Genomic DNA, 18998 nt, shown 5'->3' with positions numbered 1-18998 from the left:
AGAAGGAAGAATGCCTTTATAAATGGTAGTCCGGGGCCTTTGGGGTGGCCGGTCAGGCGGTTAAATAGGTAATGGCGATCTGGACCAGCCCGATCAGGAAGCCCAGTACACCACCAATGATCTCTACGAAGCGGAATTCCCGGGCCATGATATTCTGGAGGATATCTTCCAGTTTGTCACTGGAAAAGCCTTTCACCTTCTCCACCACGATCTTTTCCAGGTCTAGTTGGTCCTGGAGCCTTGTCATATACTGTTCCATCAGCGTCGGGAACAAATCGCGGAGCTCTTCAAGAAAGACAGACTTCAGCTGGTTGATGGTCTTCTCCCCAATGAACATACTGATCATGGGCATGGACTCCTTTAGTTTTTCTTTCAGGAACCGGTCGATATGGGCATCAATAAAGGGGAGGAGTTGGTCCAGGTTCTCCGGGTTGGAGATCTTGTGGGCGATATCCTTGAAAGAGAGCAATTCATCGCTTACCAGTTTGCCGAGTTTTTCAGCGAACTGTGCCTGCCTTTTTGGAAATATCCCCTGTATGGTGATTCCCAGGATACGTTTTGGCTCCCTCGGGTGGAAAAGCATCTTGATAGCGATCCAATTGGTGAACCAGCCAATAAATGCAGAGATCAGGGGGATCAGGAAAAGCCAATAGTTCATGAGCGAATTGATTAAAGTAAAAATCCCTCACCGAGGTGAGGGATCCTGGGGAGATTGAGGGGATTCGAACCCCCGGCCTTCAGAGCCACAATCTGACGCTCTAACCAACTGAGCTACAACCTCCGTATCCCTTTGGAAGCATTACTGTTTCTAAGGGGCGGCAAAAATACACACTAAATTTGAAAAACGAAATTTTCACTAAAAAAAATCTCGTCTCCCGCTCATCACAATCACTTGTTAATTGAGCTTTTACAACAACAAGCCGTGATGTTTTATCGTTATTTTTGATACAATGCAAAAACTGTTAGACTATATGTTCAGCAAGAGAAGCTTACCTGTGTTGGTCCTGGTCCTGGTCTGTGCCCTTTTCATCGGATTCCGCTCCATGGGAACGGATGGTTCACAGCCCCCAGGGAAATATGAGAAAATATTGCATAATGTAGGGGATATTCTCCAGCAGGTGCATTATAGTCCAAAGGATATCAATGATGCATTTTCAAAGGAAATATTCAAGAAATACCTGGCCAATGTTGACCAGGAGAAAGTGATCTTCCAGCAGGCCGACCTCCTGGCCCTGAAGAAATATGAAACCACCCTTGATGATGAGATCAAAGGCGGATTGGTAGAATTTGTACCTGCAGTTTCCACCATCTACAAGAAACGGATCCTGGAAGCAGAGGCCATTGCGAAGGAAATGCTGGCCAAGCCATTCGACTTTACCTCAAATGAAGACGTGGTGCTGGACCCCGAGAAACTGGAGTTTGCCAAGAATTCTTCCGACCTGAAGGAGCGCTGGAGAAAGCGCATTAAGTACCAGGTGCTGGAACGTTATGTTGAGCTGCTTGATAACCAGGAAAAGAATAAAGGCAAGGAAGGCTTTGTAATGAAGACCCCGCAGGAACTGGAAAAAGAAGCCCGTGAAAGGGTCGCTAAAGTGAACACCAGGATGTTCGATCGCCTGAAGTTGAAATACAATGACGATGACAGGTTCAACCAGTATGTGAATACCATTACCAATGCCATGGATCCGCATACCACTTTCTTCCCGCCGGTAGACAAGCGCTATTTCGATGAGCAGATGAGTGGAAGGTTTTTTGGGATCGGGGCTTCCCTGCGTGAGGAAGAAGGCAATATCAAGATCGCTTCCTTATTGACAGGCAGCCCGGCCTGGAAATCTGGTGAATTCACTGTTGGTGATGTGATCCTGAAAGTGGCCCAGGGTGGCGAAGAACCAACCGACCTGGCTGGTTTTGCTGTAGAAGATGCGGTGAAGCTCATCCGGGGCAAGAAAGGTACCGAAGTAAGACTCACCCTAAGGAAAGCAGATGGCAGTGTAAAGGTGGTAAGCATTATCCGTGATGAGATCGTACAGGATGAAACCTTTGCTCGTAGCGCTATTGTGGATAACGGCAAAGGCAAGGTAGGTTATATCTTCCTGCCCGAGTTCTATGCCGATTTCGATAACCCGAAAGGCAATCGTTGCGCGGTGGATGTAGCCCGTGAAGTGATCAAGCTGAAGGAACAAAAGGTAGATGGAATTGTGATCGACCTGCGCAACAATGGCGGTGGTTCCCTTTATGATGTGGTGCAAATGGCTGGCCTCTTCATTGAAGAAGGTCCCATTGTACAGGTGAAAGACAGGGAAGGCAGGCCAAGTGTGCTTCGCGACAGGGATAAGACGGTTTTGTATGATGGGCCTTTGGCCGTTATGGTGAATGAGTTCAGTGCCTCTGCGTCAGAGATCTTTGCTGCCGCTATTCAGGATTATGGAAGGGGTGTGGTGCTGGGAAGCACAACCACCTATGGCAAGGGAACAGTTCAGCGTAATATTGGATTGGATAAGGAAACCGGTATGTTCGTTGCCAACAGCGAATTGGGCACCATTAAACTGACCCTGCAAAAGTTCTATCGCATCAATGGCGGATCTACGCAGCTGAAAGGGGTTTCTTCTGATGTGGTATTGCCCGATATTTATGAGAACGCCAAGTTCAGGGAAAAGGATGATCCTGATGCCCTTCCCTGGGATGAGATCCAGAAAGCTCCCTACACAGCCTGGAGGTCGCCTTTTGACCTGAACCTTGTAAGGAAGAACAGCCAGGCAAGGGTAGCCAATAATGAAGCCTTCAACCTCATCAAGACCAATACTGATTGGTTGAGTGAGCAAAACGACAAAGTGTATTCTTTGAATATCGACAAGTTCCGGGAGTCAAAGAAGAAGATCAATGCTACAGTTAAGCAATTGGAAACATTAAATAAATTACCGAAGGAGCTGGAAGTAGCTTCCATTCCGGGTGATGAGGACAAGTTTGCCGTAGATAAGGATAAACTGGAAAGGTACAAGCAATGGAAGAAGAACCTGCGTACCGATATTTATCTGGACGAAGCAGTGAATGTGATCAACGATATGGTTTTCCAACGCAACCTTGCATTGGGAAACAAGAACTAAAACGAAAGCCCCGAAAGGGGCTTTTGCTTTTCTATCCATTTGGATCATTCCCCAAATGAATATTCTGATATTATAATCTTCTTTTAGCGTGATCAGGACAGGTACCTTTCCCTGATGATGTTCATATGGTGTTCCACATGCCCTACCAGGATAAAGCAGATGGCAGCACAACTGATGGGGTTGCCACTGGCTGTTCCGGTTGCACTTAGCTGTTCTTTCGTAAAATCATTGATCATGGCGCGATTGCTCTTGCGAAGGGCCTTGAACTCTTTCACCATATCCTGCCAGCCCCTTGCTGATACATCTGCCTTTTCCGCCCAGGTATTCTCATCGAAGCCAGGCAGTGCGGTTTCGTCGAAGCGGGCTATCCTCAATGCCCTGTAAGCAAATACCCGCTCTGCATCAATGATGTGCTGTAAAAGTTGCTTGATCGTCCATTTGCCTTCTGCATAGGCATAGTCGATCTTTTGGGCAGGAATAGACTCCAGGAACTCCAGGAATGATTTGGAATTCTTCTTCAGCGCCTTTTTCAGGTCGCCATCAAGAGCCAGCTGGATATAATTTTTATAATAATCCGCGTAAACGAGGTTGTATTCATGTTCCATGGAAAAAAAGTTTAGGGCCTAAAGCTATTAAAAAACCCCGCTATTGGCGGGGTCTTTTAAATGATTATGATGAATGGATCATCCTTTCTTTCCTTTTTGCAAGGTTGATTTTGGTTGTTGCTTTACCGGAACTTTTTTCTTGCTCAGGATATCAGCAACCTTGGCTGCTTCATAAGCGTTCACGAAACCACCAGACTGGCAAAGTTCGGTCAGGTCTACCAGCTCATCATCCGAGCCGGGCTTTTTCACCTTTTCGCTGGGTGCAACAGCTGATTTTTCAATAGCCATTTTCACTTCCTGGGGAGTGAGGTTGGGGTAGTAGCTCAACAGGAAAGCTGCGATACCGGCCACCACAGGAGATGCCATACTGGTGCCCTGCGCATTGCCATAGGTATTACCACCGGGAATGGTAGAGTAGATCTTCGTGCCTGGTGCAAATACATCCACTTCTTTCCTGCCATAGTTGGAGAAGGAAGCGGTCAGGCTCTTGAAGCCCGGCTCTGCCTTGGGATCACTGCTGGCCCCAACGGTGATCCAGTTGCTTGCCCTGGCTTTCAGGGTAGTTAGGGATGCATTGGGGAAATTATCAACAGAATCCACATTCTGGGCATCGTTGCCTGCTGCATGCACCAGTAATACACCCTTGGATTCTGCATACTTAACGGCCTCATCCACCCATTTCTTTTCGGGGGAGAAACCTTTACCGAAGCTCATGTTCACCACTTTGGCGCCATTGTCTACCGCATAACGGATGGCGAGGGCAATATCCTTGTCGTGCTCATCGCCATCGGGTACCGCACGGATGGCCATGATCCTCACATTATCGGCCACGCCGTCCATTCCCTTTCCATTGCTGCGCTCAGCGGCAATGATACCCGCCACATGGGTTCCGTGGAAGGGGGTATTGGCCATTACATCATTGTTACCATAATAGCGGTCGTTGAAATCGTAATAGTTGTCGCCTACGATCTCACCGCGATAATCTTTCGGGGCTTTTTGGGCTGCTTCCTGTTTCCTTTCTTCGCCGCCAACATATTCTGAGAATCCATCAACGAATTCCTTGTTGCTCATATCGAGCATATTATTGGCTTTGAACAGGTAGAGGAGACCCGCTTTCGCTTTCTGGGCTTCTGAGGTAGTAGGGGCGTAGGCCTCCAGGTCCTTGCCTGTAAAAACTTCCTTACCCATGGCCTGGCGAAGGATGCTGTCGTTCTTGATGGTGTTTTCCAGCGCCTTCTTCATAAAGACCAGGTCAGCACCGCCACCACCGGCATCTCCTTCCACCTTATCCTTGGCCTTGGCCCACATGGCATACTGGTCAGCTTCCTCACCGGTCAGTATGGAGGGGTCGAATCCCGGGGCTGCAAATTTGGCCTTCAGCCGATGGTAGACCCTGGCCGCTTCATAGCTGTCCTGCTTCACATTCTTGCCATCCTTGCCGCCAAGAAAGTTCCAGCCGTTGATGTCATCAACATAGCCATTCTTGTCATCATCAATGCCATTGCCGGGTATTTCCTTGGGGTTCCTCCAAAGGATGTTCTTGAGGTCTTCGTGCAAGGTGTCGATGCCTGAGTCGATCACGGCAACTACTATGGTCTTGCTTTTCTTGCCTTTTACGAATTCATAGGCTTTGTCGAGACTGATGCCGTAAACGCCATCCTTCTCCCTGTCGCCCAGGTGCCAGCCTTTTGCCAGCTCTTTATTGCTAACTGCAGTACCTTGACCAAAGGTGGTCCCTACGCTTAATATGGCCAGCAACAGACTACCGGGCAGGATCATTGAATGCTTCATGCGCAAATAATTTGTGGTATCCAAAATGACGGTAAATATTGGTATAACGTTTACCGCCCGTATAAATTTTAACGAATTAGAGATCAAATTTAATTCCCTGGGCCAAAGGCAATTTGGTGGTATAATTGATGGTATTGGTTTGCCTGCGCATATAGGCCTTCCAAGCATCACTGCCACTTTCCCTTCCGCCACCGGTCTCTTTTTCACCGCCAAAGGCACCGCCAATCTCTGCCCCGCTGGTTCCTATGTTCACATTGGCAATACCGCAATCACTACCTGCATGCGACAGGAAGGCTTCGGCTTCCCTGAGGTTGAGGGTCATGATGGCAGAGGAGAGGCCCTGGGGTACACCATTCTGTAACGCAATTGCCTCTTCAATGGTTGAATATTTCATCACATAAAGGATGGGAGCAAATGTTTCATGCTGTACAATGGAATAATGGTTCTGGGCTTCTGCAATGCAGGGCTTTACATAGCAACCGCTTTCATAACCGGGGCCTTCCAGTACGCCGCCTTCCACCAGGAAGCGGCCGCCCTCTGCCTTGCATTTTTCGATGGATTCCAGGTACATCCTAACGGCATCCTTATCGATCAGGGGTCCAACGTGGTTGTTCTGGTCGAGCGGGTTACCAATCCTCAATTGCTTATATGCATTCACCAGTTTGGTGGTAAAGGCCTCATATACTGATTCATGGATGATAAGCCTCCTGGTGGTGGTACAACGCTGTCCTGCAGTACCAACTGCACCAAATACACAACCGATAAGGGACATATCCAGGTCTGCATCCTTCGAAATGATGATGGCATTGTTACCGCCCAGTTCCAGGATGGTCCTGCCAAGGCGCGCACCTACAGCTGCACCAACGGCCTTACCCATGCGGGTGGAACCGGTCGCGGATATCAATGGAACACGGGTATCTGTTGAAAGCCATTCGCCGGTTTCGCGACCGCCATTGATCACACAGCTTACGCCTTCCGGTACATTGTTGCTGGCAAATACTTCATTGATGATATTCTGGCAGGCCACAGAGCAAAGAGGTGTCTTTTCAGATGGCTTCCAGATGCAAACGTCACCGCAAACCCATGCCAGCATGGTGTTCCAGCTCCATACCGCAACCGGGAAATTAAAAGCGGAAATGATGCCCACAATACCAAGGGGATGCCACTGTTCATACATGCGGTGCCCGGGGCGCTCACTATGCATGGTCAGGCCATGGAGCTGGCGCGACAGGCCTACTGCAAAATCACAGATATCGATCATTTCCTGAACCTCACCCAGGCCTTCCTGAAGGCTCTTACCCATTTCATAGGAAACCAATTGGCCGAGCTCCTGCTTTTTGGCCCTCAATGCTTCGCCGATCTGGCGAACGATCTCACCCCTCCTGGGAGCGGGCCAGAGACGCCATTCTGCAAAGGCCTTTGCAGCTGTTTCCACTACTTTCTCATAATGTGCTTTATCGGTCGATTGGATGGTGCCGATCAGTTGTCCGTCTACCGGAGAATAAGAAGCAATCGTTTCTCCTTTCGTTTCATACCATTGGGAACCGGTTGAAGTTCCGGAATTGTGCTGTTGGATGCCCAGGGCTTTCAGAAATTCCATGACAAGCTTAATTTTTAGCTGTCAAATGTACGGCTTCCTTAGACAAAAATGGTCCAGGAATTGTTAATTGATAGGTGCTTATTGCCTTGGAATCAGTGCATTTCAGGCCAGCCCCACCAGTGGTAAAACAATGGGTCAGGGAATTGAATTACCAATACACCTGCAAAATTGATGGCCGTATTCCTGCATCAATACTGTTCCTGTTCATTGGGGAAGTCCTGGGTCCTTACATCGTCAATGTAATGGCGTACCGCCGAAGTGATCTGTTCGTGCAGGTTCAGGTATTTGCGAAGGAAACGGGGATTGAAGTCATTATTAATGCCTAACATATCATGCATTACCAATACTTGTCCGTCGCAGTATTTCCCGGCACCAATGCCGATGGTTGGGATATGGAGACTTTCTGATACCTCCTTTGCCAGTTGGGCCGGTATTTTTTCCAGGACAATGGCAAAGCAGCCTGCCTCCTGTAACATAAGGGCATCCTTTTTCAGTTTTTCAGCCTCGGCCTCTTCCTTTGCCCTTACTGTATAGGTGCCGAACTTGTATATGGATTGAGGGGTGAGTCCCAGGTGACCCATCACCGGTATCCCTGCAGAAACGATCCTGCGGATACTTTCCACCACTTCCTCGCCACCTTCCAGTTTGATACTGTGGCCACCGGTTTCCTTCATGATGCGGATGGCAGATGCCAGGGCTATATCGGAGTTGGATTGGTAGGAACCGAAGGGGAGGTCCACCACCACCAGGCAACGGTCGATTCCCCGCACTACGCATTGGGCATGGTAGATCATGTGGTCAAGGGTAATGGGGACAGTGGTATCATGACCTGCCATTACATTACTGGCCGAATCCCCCACCAATATCACATCGATCCCTGCTTCATCAAAGAGCCTGGCGAAGGAATAGTCGTAAGCGGTGAGCATCGATATCTTTTCTCCTGCCAGCTTCATTTTCTGCAGGGTATTGGTCGTCACCTTTTTTACTTCCTTATGGATAGACATGGAAATTTATTGTTTGGGTGATTGGATATAATGGCATTGGCAAAACCAAAAGTCGGAAATAACCGCCACCAAAATAAAAAAGCCATCATTAAAATGTTTTGGTGGGTCATTGTTTTGCCCGACGACCCTTCACCTTTTCATGAAGGATATGGATCAGGCCGTCCGCAAGACCTATCTTGGGCACATAGATCTCCTTTGAGTCAGACCAACGCATAACGGAAACGTATATACTAAGCGCCGGTACAATAACATCAGCCCGGTCTTCACGAAGGTTATAAAGCTTCATTCTTTCCTCAACACTGAAACTGCTGAGTTCCTTGTGGTAATCCTTCAGTAGTTCGAAGGGCAGGGGTTTCCCATCCTTTTTCTTGGACAGGGAGAAGACTTTGTTGATATTACCACCGGAACCAATGCAGGTGATCTCCTTAAACCCTTTGGTCTTGTTCTTCACAAATTCCTTCATTTCATCCCACCTGGTATCAGGCACTTGTTTTTTGAGGAGGCGGATAGTGCCGATATTAAAGGATTCTTTAAAGATCAATTGGTTGTCATTGAAGAAGGTCAGCTCCGTACTGCCGCCACCCACATCAATATACAGGTAGGAGTGGTCCTTATCCAGGTTCTCTGCTATATGGTTCTCATAAATGAAAGAAGCTTCCTGGTCGCCACTGATCACCGAAATGGTGATCCCGGTTTCTGCCTTTACCTTTTCAATAATGGCGTTGGAATTGGATGCATCGCGCATGGCCGAAGTAGCACATGCCATGAAATGTTCCACCCCATACACATCCATCAGTAAGCGGTAGGCTTTCAGGGTACTGACAATATGGTCGACCTTTTTCTCAGAGATGGTGAGGGTCTCAAAAACATCGAAGCCCAGCCTGAGCGGAACCCTGACCAGATTGAGTTTATTGAACCGGGTGCTGCCATTAGGTTCCTGCACCACTTCAGTGATCAGCAGTCTTGCTGCGTTACTTCCGATATCGATAGCTGCCAACCTCAACTCGCTGCGGTATTAATGTTTTCTGACAGATGGGTTTCTGTAATGGCTACTTCCCTGGGTTGATTGCCCTTCTTCGATTGCAGGTAGTTGTAGATATCCACCTGCGACCTTACTTTCTTTGAACCGGTGCGGATATAAGCATTGCTCAGTTCATTGTCCAGTCTCCTTGCTTTCACATTATCATTCAACTGGATGGCCAGGATATTCTTTAAAACTTTCTGGAGGTCTTCATCCAGGATCGGGCAGGTGATCTCCACCCGGTGATCAAGGTTGCGGACCATCCAGTCGGCCGAAGATATATAAACTTTCTCTTTGCCTCCATTGTGGAAAATGAATACCCTTGCATGCTCCAGGTATTCATCCACGATGCTGATGGCCTTTACGGGAACCTTGAATTTCTTGCTTTCCGAAAGCATGCAGAAGATACCCCTGACGATCAATTCAACCTTTACACCTGCTTTCGCTGCATCATAGAGTTTCTCTACCAGTTGTTCATCCGATAGGGAATTGACCTTCACCAGAATGGCTGCCGGCTTATTTTTCCTGGCGGCCCTTATTTCGGTATTGATCATCCTGAGCAATTCCCTCCGGAGTATGCCCGGGCAGGGGAGAAGGGTCTTGCATCCTTTCAGGATGTCCGGATTGGTCTTGTATTTTTCTACATAAAGAAATACCCTGTTGATATCGGCCATGATCATCCTGTTGGCCGTGAGCAGGCAATGGTCACCGTAGAGTTTTGCGGTACTCTCATTCAGGTTGCCGGTACTGACAAACCCATATTGAATGGTCCGGTTGTTTACGCGTTTGCGGATGATGCATAATTTCGCATGTACCTTCATGTTAGGAATGCCGATCAGCACCTTAACACCTTCTTCTTCCAGCTTTTCTTTCCATTCCATATTGGCTTCTTCCTCAAACCTTGCCCTCAGTTCCATCATAACGGTCACCTGTTTTCCATTGCGCACGGCGTTGATCAGGGCGTTGACCACCTTTGAATTGGAAGCAAGCCGGTAGGCAGTTACCTTGATAGACACTACATCGGGGTCTATCGCCGCTTCCCTCAGCAGGTCGATCACCGGGTTAAAGGAATGGTAGGGAAAATTCAGCATCACATCCTGTTGCAACACTACATCGGTTACCCGGTTTACATTCACCAGGAGGGGATGCATGAAGGGCTTTTTCCTTTGTGATTTCCTGGGGAAGCAATCGGGAAAGTCCATAAAATGCCTGAAGTTGTGGATGCGGCCACCAGGTATAAGGTTATCCTTCCGGGTGAGGTTCAACCTCCGCATCAGGTATTCCAGCAGGCTTGGGTCCATTTCCTTATCGTAAACAAAGCGGACGGGTTTTCCTTTCCTTCGGTTCTTTACCCCTTTTTCGATCTTTTGGATAATAGTGGTGGAAACGTCATTGTCAATATCGATCTCGGCATCCTTGGTTACTTTGAAGACCCATGATTCGAATTTCTCGTAGCCAAAGAAGGAAAAAATGGAAGGCAGGTTGAAGCGGATGATATCTTCCAGTAAAATGATGTGCCGTTCACCATGGGGGGATGGCAATTGCACAAACCTCCCCAATGCCTTACTGGGTACTTCAATCAGGGCATACTTCTGTTCGTAGGCGGTATTCTTCCGGGTCATGAGTACGGCCAGGTAAATGGATTTGTCCCTCAGGTAAGGAAACTGGGGGATCTGCTCGATCATCAGGGGGATGGTGTTGACCCTGACCTCTTCCTCGAAATATTGCTTGACAAAGTTTTTCTGCTCTTTTGACAATTGCTTTTCATTGATCAGGAAGATCTTTTCCTTTTCCATTTCCTTCCTGATCTGCTCCCAGATGCGGTTGAATTCATTTTGCTGGCGCAGGACCGTCATCTGGATCTGGTCCAGGATTTTTTCCGGTGATTGTTCCAGGTGCATATTGAGTTTGGCCTTCTTGCCCACCAGTTCGATCATCCTTTTCAGGGTGGCTACCCTGACCCGGAAGAACTCATCTGTGTTATTGGAGAAAATGCCGAGGAATTTGATGCGTTCCCGGAGTGGTACCGTAGGGTCAGCAGCCTCCTGCAGCACCCTGGCATTGAAAGATAACCAACTGATATCCCTTGCAATGGTCTTGCGTTTTCCGTCCATATGGTCCATTTTCACCCCATTTTGCCTTAAAAATGCAGCATAGGGGCCTGTACATGAAATTAAGTAATTGTTAATGAATAATTTGGGATTTCCTGCGGGATTCCCGGTGGGCCAGGTTCCCGGAAATGAAGGCGGGAGGGCTGATGGGCAAATAGCTTAACTTTACCAATCGGACAGTTTTTATGGGCAGGATTGAGGTAATAGTGAGGCTTTCCAAAACTATTTCAGGACTTTGCTAAACTTTTTTGGTTTTTTTTCTTGCTGTTATCTTCCTTTTTCCTACCTTTGCCGTCCTAAATTTTGACAGTCATGGCAAGAGTATGTCAGGTTACGGGTAAAACGCCGATCACTGGTCACCACGTATCACACTCCAATATTAAGACCAAGCGCAGGTTCCTTCCGAACTTGCTTACAAAGAAATTCTACCTGGCCGAAGAGGACAAGTGGATTACTTTGAAGATTTCTGCTGAAGGTCTGAGGACCATCAACAAGAGAGGTCTGTATGCTGTAGTGAAAGAGCTGCGTGCTAAAGGAGACAAAATCTAAATTACCCTTCAGTCCCGCCTAAACGGGAGCAAACAATAAAAAGATTTAACAATGGCAAAGAAAGGTAACAGAGTTCAGGTGATTCTGGAATGTACTGAGCACAAGACCAGCGGTCAGCCAGGTACAAGCCGTTACATTACCACCAAGAACAAGAAGAACACTCCGGAGCGCCTGGAGTTGAAGAAGTTCAATCCCATCCTGAAGAAGGTAACTGTTCACAAGGAGATCAAGTAAGGCGCGTTAACCTGATTTACTAACTAACTAATTTGTTATACAATGGCAAAAGCAGCAAAAACGGCGATCAAGACCAAGGACCAGAAGGCAGCCGCAGAAGCTAAGAACTGGACCAAAGTGATCAAGGCTGTACGCAGCCCCAAGACAGGTGCTTACACCTTCAAGGAAGCTATCGTGCACAAAGACAAGATCAAGGATTATTTGTCCGAAAAATAATTGGGTAATGGTAAGTACTCAGTAAGCTGTTCTGTGAATTCCGGAACAGCTTTTTGTATTTTTGGCCATTCGAACGGAGCGGATAGTTTTCCGTCATTGCATAACCTGTTAATCACCGGCTAATACATGGGTTTTTTCGACAAACTTTTTGGAAAGAAAGAAAAGGAATCACTTGACCAGGGTCTGCAAAAGACCAAGGAAAGTTTCCTGACCAAGATCACCAAGGCAGTTGCAGGAAAGAGCACTGTGGACGATGAATTATTGGATGACCTGGAAGAAGCTTTGGTCAGTGCGGATGTGGGTATTGAAACCACCGTACAGATCATTGAACGCATTGAAAAGCGGGTAGCCCGCGATAAATACCTTAGCTCAGGTGAACTGAACCGCCTGTTGCAGGAGGAGATCGAAGGGGTATTGGTGGATGCCCCTGAATCCAATACTTATGCCTTTACCAGCGAATTACCGGCCAAACCCTATGTGATCCTGGTAGTAGGCGTGAATGGTGTGGGTAAGACCACCACCATTGGCAAGCTGGCCTATAATTTCAAGAAGGCTGGTAAGGATGTTTTACTGGGTGCTGCCGATACCTTCAGGGCAGCGGCTGTTGACCAGCTGACCATCTGGAGCGAAAGGGTGGGCGTTCCCATTGTCAAGCAGGATATGGGATCAGACCCTGCAGCTGTTGCTTTTGATACCGTTCAAAGTGGTGTGGCAAGGGGCGCAGATGTGATCATCATCGATACTGCAGGTCGTTTGCACAACAAGGCGCACCTGATGGATGAACTCAGCAAGATCAGGAGGGTGGTTCAGAAGGTTATTCCCAATGCCCCCCATGAAGTGTTATTGGTGTTGGATGGCTCTACCGGCCAGAACGCATTGGAACAAGCGAAACACTTTACAGCGGCAACTGAGGTAAGTGCGCTGGCCATCACCAAGCTTGATGGTACGGCAAAGGGTGGCGTGGTATTGGCCATAGCCAACCAATTCAAGATCCCTGTGAAGTTCATTGGGGTAGGTGAGAAGATGGAAGACCTTTTGGTGTTCGATAAGCACGAATTTGTGGATAGTTTGTTCAGCCTCGAGAGCAAGTGAGGTTGCTTCAGGCAGGAAGATGCATAAAAAATAAAAGCGCCAAAACGGCGCTTTTATTTTTCCTTTCAGTTCAATATTAGAAAGTAAACCTGATGGCAAATCCGCCCCAGGCATCCATATAGGTCCCGTTGGCCAATTCCAGGTAGGGTTGTACGTCAAGGCTCAGGTTGAGCGGTGCTCCCTTGATCTTGTAATCCAAACCTAATACACCATCCAGTCCAAATGAAAAGTCACCATCCTCATAATAATGGTCGTTTCTATTCCAATCCTTGTTGTAAAAACCCATATGTGCACCAGGACCAACATACCATTTCAACCCGGGGGCACCGTTGATATCCCCATGGAATTCATAGAGACCTGTGAAACGGAAACCGTGGTTCCAGAAATAAGCAATTCCTTCCAGGGCTGCGTTGTCTTTGATGAAATGTTTAACTGTAATACCGCCGGGATAGAATTTCACACCAAGTGCAGTACGGTAATCAGATCCCAGGGATTGGGCTTTGGTTTCAAGGGTTAGCGCCACACTCAGGATCAGGGCCAGCGCCATCATCGATCTTTTCATACTATGAAGATTTTGCCTCCATCCCCTAAAAACTGTGCCAAACAGTTGATTTTCAGAATAATTCTTTCAAAATCACTGGGTTACAGGAAGCTTTGGGACAATTCAATATCCCGGGAATGGCGAAGGTGAGGAGGTTTCAGTTTCAGAGGGCAGAATGCCGTACCTTTGCACCCTCATTTTTAGGCCATGAAAGCAAGAACACTAAAGGAAAATAAGGTCAATATCATTACCCTGGGGTGCAGCAAGAATATGGTGGACAGTGAGGTCCTCAGTGGCCAGTTGCAAGCCAATGATATTGCGGTGGTACATGAGAATGCCAAACTCGATCACAATATTGTGGTGGTGAATACCTGTGGTTTTATCGATAAGGCCAAGGAAGAATCCATTAATACCATCCTTGACCAGGTTGCCCTGAAACAAAAAGGCAGGTTGGACAAGGTATATGTTACCGGCTGCCTGAGCCAGCGTTACCGAGATGATTTGGAGAAAGAGATCCCTGAAGTGGACGCATGGTTTGGTACCATGGAATTACCCCTGATCCTGAAGGAACTGCAGGCCGATTATAAAGCAGAGTTGCTGGGCGAAAGAATGCTGGCCACACCGAAGCATTATGCCTACATGAAGATATCGGAAGGCTGCAACCGTACCTGTTCTTTTTGCGCTATCCCCCTGATGCGTGGTGGACACGTGAGCAGGCCCATTGATGACCTGGTTCGTGAAGCAGAAGGACTGGTGCAGAAGGGCGTGAAGGAAGTGATGCTGATTGCCCAGGAGTTGACCTATTATGGACTTGACCTTTATAAGAAGCGCCAGTTGGCTGAACTGATGAACAGGTTGGCCGATGTGAAAGGCCTGGAATGGATCAGGTTGCATTATGCCTATCCTTCCAAATTCCCCCTCGATATCCTGGATGTGATGCGGGAAAGGCCTAATATCTGTAATTACCTCGACATGCCGCTCCAGCATGCTTCCAATAATATGCTGAAGGCCATGAAGCGCCAGATCACCAGGGAGGAAATGGAGGACCTGGTTGCAGCCGCGCGGGAGAAAGTGCCGGGTATTTGCCTGAGAACAACATTGATCGCTGGTTTCCCTGGTGAAACAAGGGATGATGTAGAAGAGCTGAAAGACTTCCTGCAGCGGATGCGCTTCGACAGGGTGGGTATCTTCTCCTATTCGCATGAAGAGAACACTTCTGCCTATGACCTGGAAGACAATATTCCCCAGGCGGAGAAGGAAGCAAGGGCCCAGGAGATCATGGAACTCCAGCAGGAGATCTCTTACGAAAAGAACCAGGAGAAGATCGGCAAGACCTTTAAGGTGATCGTAGATAAGAAAGAAGCAGGCCGTTACCTTGGCCGAACCGAATTCGATAGTGTTGAAGTGGACAACGAAGTCGTGATCAACACTGCAGATAAATTGAAAGTAGGAGAGTTTGTGAACGTTAAGATCACTAAGGCCTATGACTATGACCTGGAAGGCGAAGTGGTCAAAAACAGTTAATTTTACTGCTCACCGGATCATTAGACCATAACGTCCACCAACATGAAGGAACTGTTGCAGCAACTGGCCGATACCCTCGAGGGTGATTTATTTTTTGATACCACCATTAGGACCCTATATGCGACGGATGCCTCTGCATACAGGGAGATGCCACTGGCCGTTGCCATTCCCCGCACAACAGCAGATATTAAGAAGTTAATTGCCTTTGCACTTGAGCATAAAACCTCACTGATCCCCAGGACTGCGGGCACTTCGCTGGCAGGACAGGTGGTAGGGGATGGTATTGTAGTGGATGTGTCCAAGCACTTCACCGGGATACTCGAATTGAATACGGAGGAAAAATGGGTGAGGGTGCAGCCTGGTGTGATCCGTGACGAACTGAATATGTTCCTCAAGCCTCACGGGTTGTATTTCGGGCCTGAGACCTCCACAGCCAATCGCGCTATGATCGGCGGGATGGTGGGTAATAATTCCTGTGGGTCCAACTCTGTCGTGTACAGGAGTACAAGGGAGCACCTGCTCGAAGTGAAAGCTTTATTGAGTGATGGTTCTGAAGCCACCTTCGGAGCCGTTGACCTGGATAGTTTCCATGCCAAATGCGAAGGGGATACCCTCGAAGCCAATATTTACCGTACAGTCAGGAGCCTCCTGGGCAATTACGAAACCCAGGCAGAGATCAGGCGCGAGTTTCCCAAGCCCAGCATAGAAAGAAGGAATACTGGTTATGCAGTTGACCTGTTGATCGAGATGGCGCCATTCACAGCAGGTGGGCCAGATTTCAATTTCTGTTCACTGATCGCCGGTTCCGAAGGAACACTGGCCTTCATAACTGAGATCAAACTGAACGTAGTTCCCCTTCCTCCAAAGGAAGTGGGTTTGCTTTGCGTTCATTTCAATACCATCGACGAATCCCTGCGTGCCAACCTCATTGCGTTGAAGTATGGCCCCAGTGCAAGTGAACTGATCGACCACTATATCCTTGAATGTACCAAGGACAATATTGAACAACGGAAGAACCGCTTCTTTGTACAGGGCGATCCGGGTGCCATCCTGGTGGTGGAGTTTACCCGTGAAAGCAGGGAAGAGATCGAGTCGATCGCCAAAATGGTGGAGGCTGAAATGCGGGAGGAAGGCTTGGGTTATCATTTCCCCTTATTGTTTGGCCCAGATACCAAGAAGATATGGACCCTGAGAAAGGCCGGCCTGGGTTTGCTTGGCAACCTTCCCGGTGATGAAAAGGCCGTACCTGTTATTGAAGATACTGCAGTTGATGTGCGGGACCTGCCTGCCTATATCAGGGATTTCAATGAGATACTGCAGAAGCATGGATTGTACTCCGTACATTATGCCCATGCCGGCTCAGGAGAGTTACACCTCAGGCCCATCATCAACTTGAAGACAGAAGAAGGCAATCGCCTGTTCAGGGTGATAGCGGAAGAGATCGCCACCCTGGTCAAGAAATACCAGGGGTCTTTGAGTGGTGAGCATGGTGATGGCAGGCTGAGGGGTGAATTCATCAGGCAGATGGTGGGAGAGAAGAATTACCAGTTGCTGAAGCAGGTCAAGAATGCCTGGGACCCCCATCATATCTTCAACCCCAACAAGATCGTTGATACGCCGCCCATGAACACCATGTTGCGGTATACCCCTGGCCAGCAAACGCCAGCCTTCAAAACGGTCTTTCGTTTTCATAACCAGGATATCCTCCAGCATGCAGAGCAATGCAATGGATCGGGTGATTGCCGCAAAACACATTTGTCGGGGGGCACCATGTGTCCTTCATATATGGCTACCCGTAATGAAAAGGATACTACCCGTGCAAGGGCCAATATCCTTCGTGAGTTCCTGACACATTCCGACAAACTGAACCGTTTTGACCATAAGGAGATCTATGAAGTGATGGATCTCTGCCTGAGTTGTAAGGGTTGTAAGAGCGAATGCCCGAGTAATGTGGATATGGCCAAACTGAAGGCAGAGTTCCTGCAGCATTATTATGATGCCAATGGCGTTCCCATTAGATCCAGGCTGATCGCGGGTTTCAGCCGTTCGGCAAAATTGGGTGCCATCGCCCCGGGTATGTATAATTTTATGATGACCAACCCGGTGATCAGCAGGATGGTGAAAAAAACCGTTGGCTTTGCCCCGGAAAGGTCCATGCCAACCTTATCGCCCACAACCCTTGAAAAATGGTTTGCCAATTACAGGCGCAAGAATGCTGCACCCGGGAGTGGAAGGAAAGTATACCTGTTCTGCGATGAGTTCACCAACTTCAATGACGCGGAGATCGGCAGCAAAGCAGTGATGCTTTTGGAGAAACTGGGTTATGAGGTGGTGATCCCGAAGCATGAGGAAAGTGGTCGTGCCTGGCTGTCAAAGGGGTTGCTCAGGGATGCGCAGCAGATCGCCAATAAGAATATTGCACTGTTGAAGGATATCATTACAGATGAGTCACCCCTGTTAGGCGTTGAGCCTTCAGCTATCCTGACCTTCAGGGATGAATATGTTGACCTGGCCAGCGATGACCTTCTCGAAGCGGCTAGGCGGCTGGCAAAACGGTCTTTCATGGTAGATGAATTCCTGGCGAAGGAGATGGCTGAAGGGAAGATCAGTAAGGACCTCTTCACCAGGGAGAAGCGTTCCATCCAGTTGCATGGTCATTGCCAGCAGAAGGCCATGTCATCAGTAGCGCCATCGGTAACCCTGCTTTCCTTCCCTGAGAATTACAATGTGACAACCATCCCATCAGGGTGTTGCGGTATGGCCGGATCCTTTGGTTACGAAGCGGAACACTATGACCTGTCGATGAAGATCGGGGAGTTGGTGTTGTTCCCAACTGTACGCAGGCAGCCGGAAGAAGTGATCATTGCAGCGCCCGGAACCAGTTGCCGCCACCAGATCAAGGACGGTACAGGAAAGAAGGCCTTGCACCCGGTAGAGGTGTTGTACGAAGCGCTGGTCAATAAATAATGATTCTTCCTTGAAGGAATAGTTTAATTGAATATGCCTTCCCTTTTAGTCAGGGAGGGCATTTTTTTAATGTAGTTATGCCCAATCCTGGCGGAGCATGAATAGCAAGAACATACTTTTATAGGCGAATAGTCTATAGGGAAAGGGATGGCATGCCCTGGGAATGGTAAGCGATAATTTTGTAACTTACTGTAAAATACCTGACATGAAGATCATCCGGACACTATTTGTTGCTGTATTGGCCATAGCTGTTTGGACAGCACAATCCCAGGCCGATCCCAAGACCCAAAGCATCAAGCGGGGCAAGGAAGTCTATGCCAATAATTGCCAGAGCTGCCACCTTGAGAACGGTGAAGGGGTGGAAGGACTGAATCCGCCACTGGCCAAGTCAGATTACCTGATGAAGAATCCTAAAAAGGCAGTAGATATCATTCTGCGTGGACAGAATGAAGAGATTATGGTGAATGGGAAGAAATATAGTGTGATGATGCCGGAACAGTCCTATTTATCGGATACAGAGATCGCTGATGTAGTCAACTATATCTCCAATTCCTGGGGCAATAAATGGAAATCGGCCATCAAGCCGGAAGAAGTGAAGGAGAGAAGAAAACATACTGTTGAATAAAATTTTAAAACCCC

The 18998-nt window shown here is 48.1% G+C and carries 16 protein-coding genes and 1 tRNA gene; 8 read left to right on the top strand and 9 right to left on the bottom strand.

Going from position 1 to position 18998, the window contains the following annotated elements:
• Positions 1 to 52: 52 nt before the first annotated feature.
• Both KJS94_RS06560 and KJS94_RS06555 read right to left on the bottom strand, forming a co-directional pair.
• Complete coding sequence (locus KJS94_RS06560; protein WP_214446510.1) at positions 53 to 658, bottom strand: DUF445 domain-containing protein; 606 nt, start codon at positions 656 to 658, stop codon at positions 53 to 55.
• 46 nt (positions 659 to 704) lie between these two features.
• Positions 705 to 781: transfer RNA gene (locus tag KJS94_RS06555), tRNA-His, on the bottom strand.
• 169 nt (positions 782 to 950) lie between these two features.
• On the opposite strand from KJS94_RS06555, the gene KJS94_RS06550 reads away from it, so the two are divergent.
• Positions 951 to 3104, top strand: a complete 2154-nt coding sequence (locus tag KJS94_RS06550; protein ID WP_239804316.1) for a carboxy terminal-processing peptidase — start codon at positions 951 to 953, stop codon at positions 3102 to 3104.
• A gap of 92 nt (positions 3105 to 3196) precedes the next feature.
• Here KJS94_RS06550 and KJS94_RS06545 read toward each other — a convergent pair whose 3' ends face one another.
• From KJS94_RS06545 to ppk1, 6 genes are all read right to left on the bottom strand, one after another.
• The gene (locus tag KJS94_RS06545) at positions 3197 to 3709 is read right to left on the bottom strand and encodes a DinB family protein (RefSeq protein ID WP_214446509.1); all 513 of its coding nucleotides are present in this window, start codon (positions 3707 to 3709) and stop codon (positions 3197 to 3199) included.
• Positions 3710 to 3787: 78 nt separating this feature from the next.
• Entirely contained in the window at positions 3788 to 5500 is a 1713-nt protein-coding gene (locus tag KJS94_RS06540) for a S8 family peptidase (protein ID WP_214446508.1), read from the bottom strand.
• Positions 5501 to 5576: 76 nt separating this feature from the next.
• The gene (amaB, locus tag KJS94_RS06535) at positions 5577 to 7100 is read right to left on the bottom strand and encodes an L-piperidine-6-carboxylate dehydrogenase (RefSeq protein ID WP_214446507.1); all 1524 of its coding nucleotides are present in this window, start codon (positions 7098 to 7100) and stop codon (positions 5577 to 5579) included.
• A 188-nt stretch (positions 7101 to 7288) separates the two neighbouring features.
• Positions 7289 to 8104, bottom strand: coding sequence for a 3-methyl-2-oxobutanoate hydroxymethyltransferase (panB, locus tag KJS94_RS06530; protein WP_214446506.1), 816 nt, complete (start codon positions 8102 to 8104; stop codon positions 7289 to 7291).
• A gap of 106 nt (positions 8105 to 8210) precedes the next feature.
• Positions 8211 to 9101, bottom strand: a complete 891-nt coding sequence (locus KJS94_RS06525; RefSeq protein WP_239804315.1) for a Ppx/GppA phosphatase family protein — start codon at positions 9099 to 9101, stop codon at positions 8211 to 8213.
• A gap of 2 nt (positions 9102 to 9103) precedes the next feature.
• Complete coding sequence (gene ppk1, locus KJS94_RS06520; RefSeq protein WP_214446504.1) at positions 9104 to 11239, bottom strand: polyphosphate kinase 1; 2136 nt, start codon at positions 11237 to 11239, stop codon at positions 9104 to 9106.
• A gap of 309 nt (positions 11240 to 11548) precedes the next feature.
• Here ppk1 and rpmB point away from each other — a divergent pair, with 309 nt between their 5' ends.
• The 4 genes from rpmB (at position 11549) to ftsY (ending at position 13327) form a co-directional block, all read left to right on the top strand.
• On the top strand, positions 11549 to 11785 hold the full coding sequence (rpmB, locus tag KJS94_RS06515) for a 50S ribosomal protein L28 (RefSeq protein WP_214446503.1): 237 nt from the start codon (positions 11549 to 11551) through the stop codon (positions 11783 to 11785).
• 51 nt (positions 11786 to 11836) lie between these two features.
• Positions 11837 to 12019, top strand: coding sequence for a 50S ribosomal protein L33 (rpmG, locus tag KJS94_RS06510; protein ID WP_214446502.1), 183 nt, complete (start codon positions 11837 to 11839; stop codon positions 12017 to 12019).
• Positions 12020 to 12061: 42 nt separating this feature from the next.
• Positions 12062 to 12235, top strand: a complete 174-nt coding sequence (locus KJS94_RS06505; protein ID WP_214446501.1) for a DUF4295 family protein — start codon at positions 12062 to 12064, stop codon at positions 12233 to 12235.
• Between the two features lie 126 nt (positions 12236 to 12361).
• A complete protein-coding gene (gene ftsY, locus KJS94_RS06500; protein ID WP_214446500.1) occupies positions 12362 to 13327 on the top strand; it encodes a signal recognition particle-docking protein FtsY in 966 nt (321 codons plus the stop codon).
• Positions 13328 to 13403: 76 nt separating this feature from the next.
• On the opposite strand, the gene KJS94_RS06495 is transcribed toward ftsY, so the two are convergent.
• On the bottom strand, positions 13404 to 13889 hold the full coding sequence (locus tag KJS94_RS06495) for a hypothetical protein (RefSeq protein WP_214446499.1): 486 nt from the start codon (positions 13887 to 13889) through the stop codon (positions 13404 to 13406).
• A gap of 186 nt (positions 13890 to 14075) precedes the next feature.
• Between KJS94_RS06495 and rimO the strand changes: the two genes are divergently transcribed.
• The 3 genes from rimO to KJS94_RS06480 all read left to right on the top strand — a co-directional run bounded on the left by rimO (position 14076) and on the right by KJS94_RS06480 (position 18984).
• Positions 14076 to 15392: a 30S ribosomal protein S12 methylthiotransferase RimO gene (gene rimO / locus KJS94_RS06490; protein ID WP_214446498.1), complete on the top strand. Its 1317-nt coding sequence runs from the start codon at positions 14076 to 14078 to the stop codon at positions 15390 to 15392.
• 42 nt (positions 15393 to 15434) lie between these two features.
• Positions 15435 to 18359, top strand: a complete 2925-nt coding sequence (locus KJS94_RS06485) for an FAD-binding and (Fe-S)-binding domain-containing protein (protein ID WP_214446497.1) — start codon at positions 15435 to 15437, stop codon at positions 18357 to 18359.
• 205 nt (positions 18360 to 18564) lie between these two features.
• Positions 18565 to 18984 (top strand): c-type cytochrome, encoded by a 420-nt coding sequence (locus KJS94_RS06480; RefSeq protein ID WP_214446496.1) that lies wholly within the window; start codon positions 18565 to 18567, stop codon positions 18982 to 18984.
• The last annotated feature ends 14 nt before the right edge of the window (positions 18985 to 18998 follow it).

Origin of the sequence: Flavihumibacter rivuli (assembly GCF_018595685.2) — a bacterium.
Taxonomy (GTDB): Bacteria; Bacteroidota; Bacteroidia; order Chitinophagales; family Chitinophagaceae; genus Flavihumibacter; species Flavihumibacter rivuli.
The sequence above is the reverse complement of the archived record's forward strand: the minus strand, read 5'-3'. Positions and strand labels throughout refer to the sequence as shown.

Coding starts and splice junctions, on each gene's coding strand:
- KJS94_RS06560 (WP_214446510.1), bottom strand. CDS start 658: ATGAACTATTGGCTTTTCCTGATCCCCCTGATCTCTGCATTTATTGGC.
- KJS94_RS06550 (WP_239804316.1), top strand. CDS start 951: ATGCAAAAACTGTTAGACTATATGTTCAGCAAGAGAAGCTTACCTGTG.
- KJS94_RS06545 (WP_214446509.1), bottom strand. CDS start 3,709: ATGGAACATGAATACAACCTCGTTTACGCGGATTATTATAAAAATTAT.
- KJS94_RS06540 (WP_214446508.1), bottom strand. CDS start 5,500: ATGAAGCATTCAATGATCCTGCCCGGTAGTCTGTTGCTGGCCATATTA.
- amaB (WP_214446507.1), bottom strand. CDS start 7,100: ATGGAATTTCTGAAAGCCCTGGGCATCCAACAGCACAATTCCGGAACT.
- panB (WP_214446506.1), bottom strand. CDS start 8,104: ATGTCTATCCATAAGGAAGTAAAAAAGGTGACGACCAATACCCTGCAG.
- ppk1 (WP_214446504.1), bottom strand. CDS start 11,239: ATGGACGGAAAACGCAAGACCATTGCAAGGGATATCAGTTGGTTATCT.
- rpmB (WP_214446503.1), top strand. CDS start 11,549: ATGGCAAGAGTATGTCAGGTTACGGGTAAAACGCCGATCACTGGTCAC.
- rpmG (WP_214446502.1), top strand. CDS start 11,837: ATGGCAAAGAAAGGTAACAGAGTTCAGGTGATTCTGGAATGTACTGAG.
- KJS94_RS06505 (WP_214446501.1), top strand. CDS start 12,062: ATGGCAAAAGCAGCAAAAACGGCGATCAAGACCAAGGACCAGAAGGCA.
- ftsY (WP_214446500.1), top strand. CDS start 12,362: ATGGGTTTTTTCGACAAACTTTTTGGAAAGAAAGAAAAGGAATCACTT.
- KJS94_RS06495 (WP_214446499.1), bottom strand. CDS start 13,889: ATGAAAAGATCGATGATGGCGCTGGCCCTGATCCTGAGTGTGGCGCTA.
- rimO (WP_214446498.1), top strand. CDS start 14,076: ATGAAAGCAAGAACACTAAAGGAAAATAAGGTCAATATCATTACCCTG.
- KJS94_RS06485 (WP_214446497.1), top strand. CDS start 15,435: ATGAAGGAACTGTTGCAGCAACTGGCCGATACCCTCGAGGGTGATTTA.
- KJS94_RS06480 (WP_214446496.1), top strand. CDS start 18,565: ATGAAGATCATCCGGACACTATTTGTTGCTGTATTGGCCATAGCTGTT.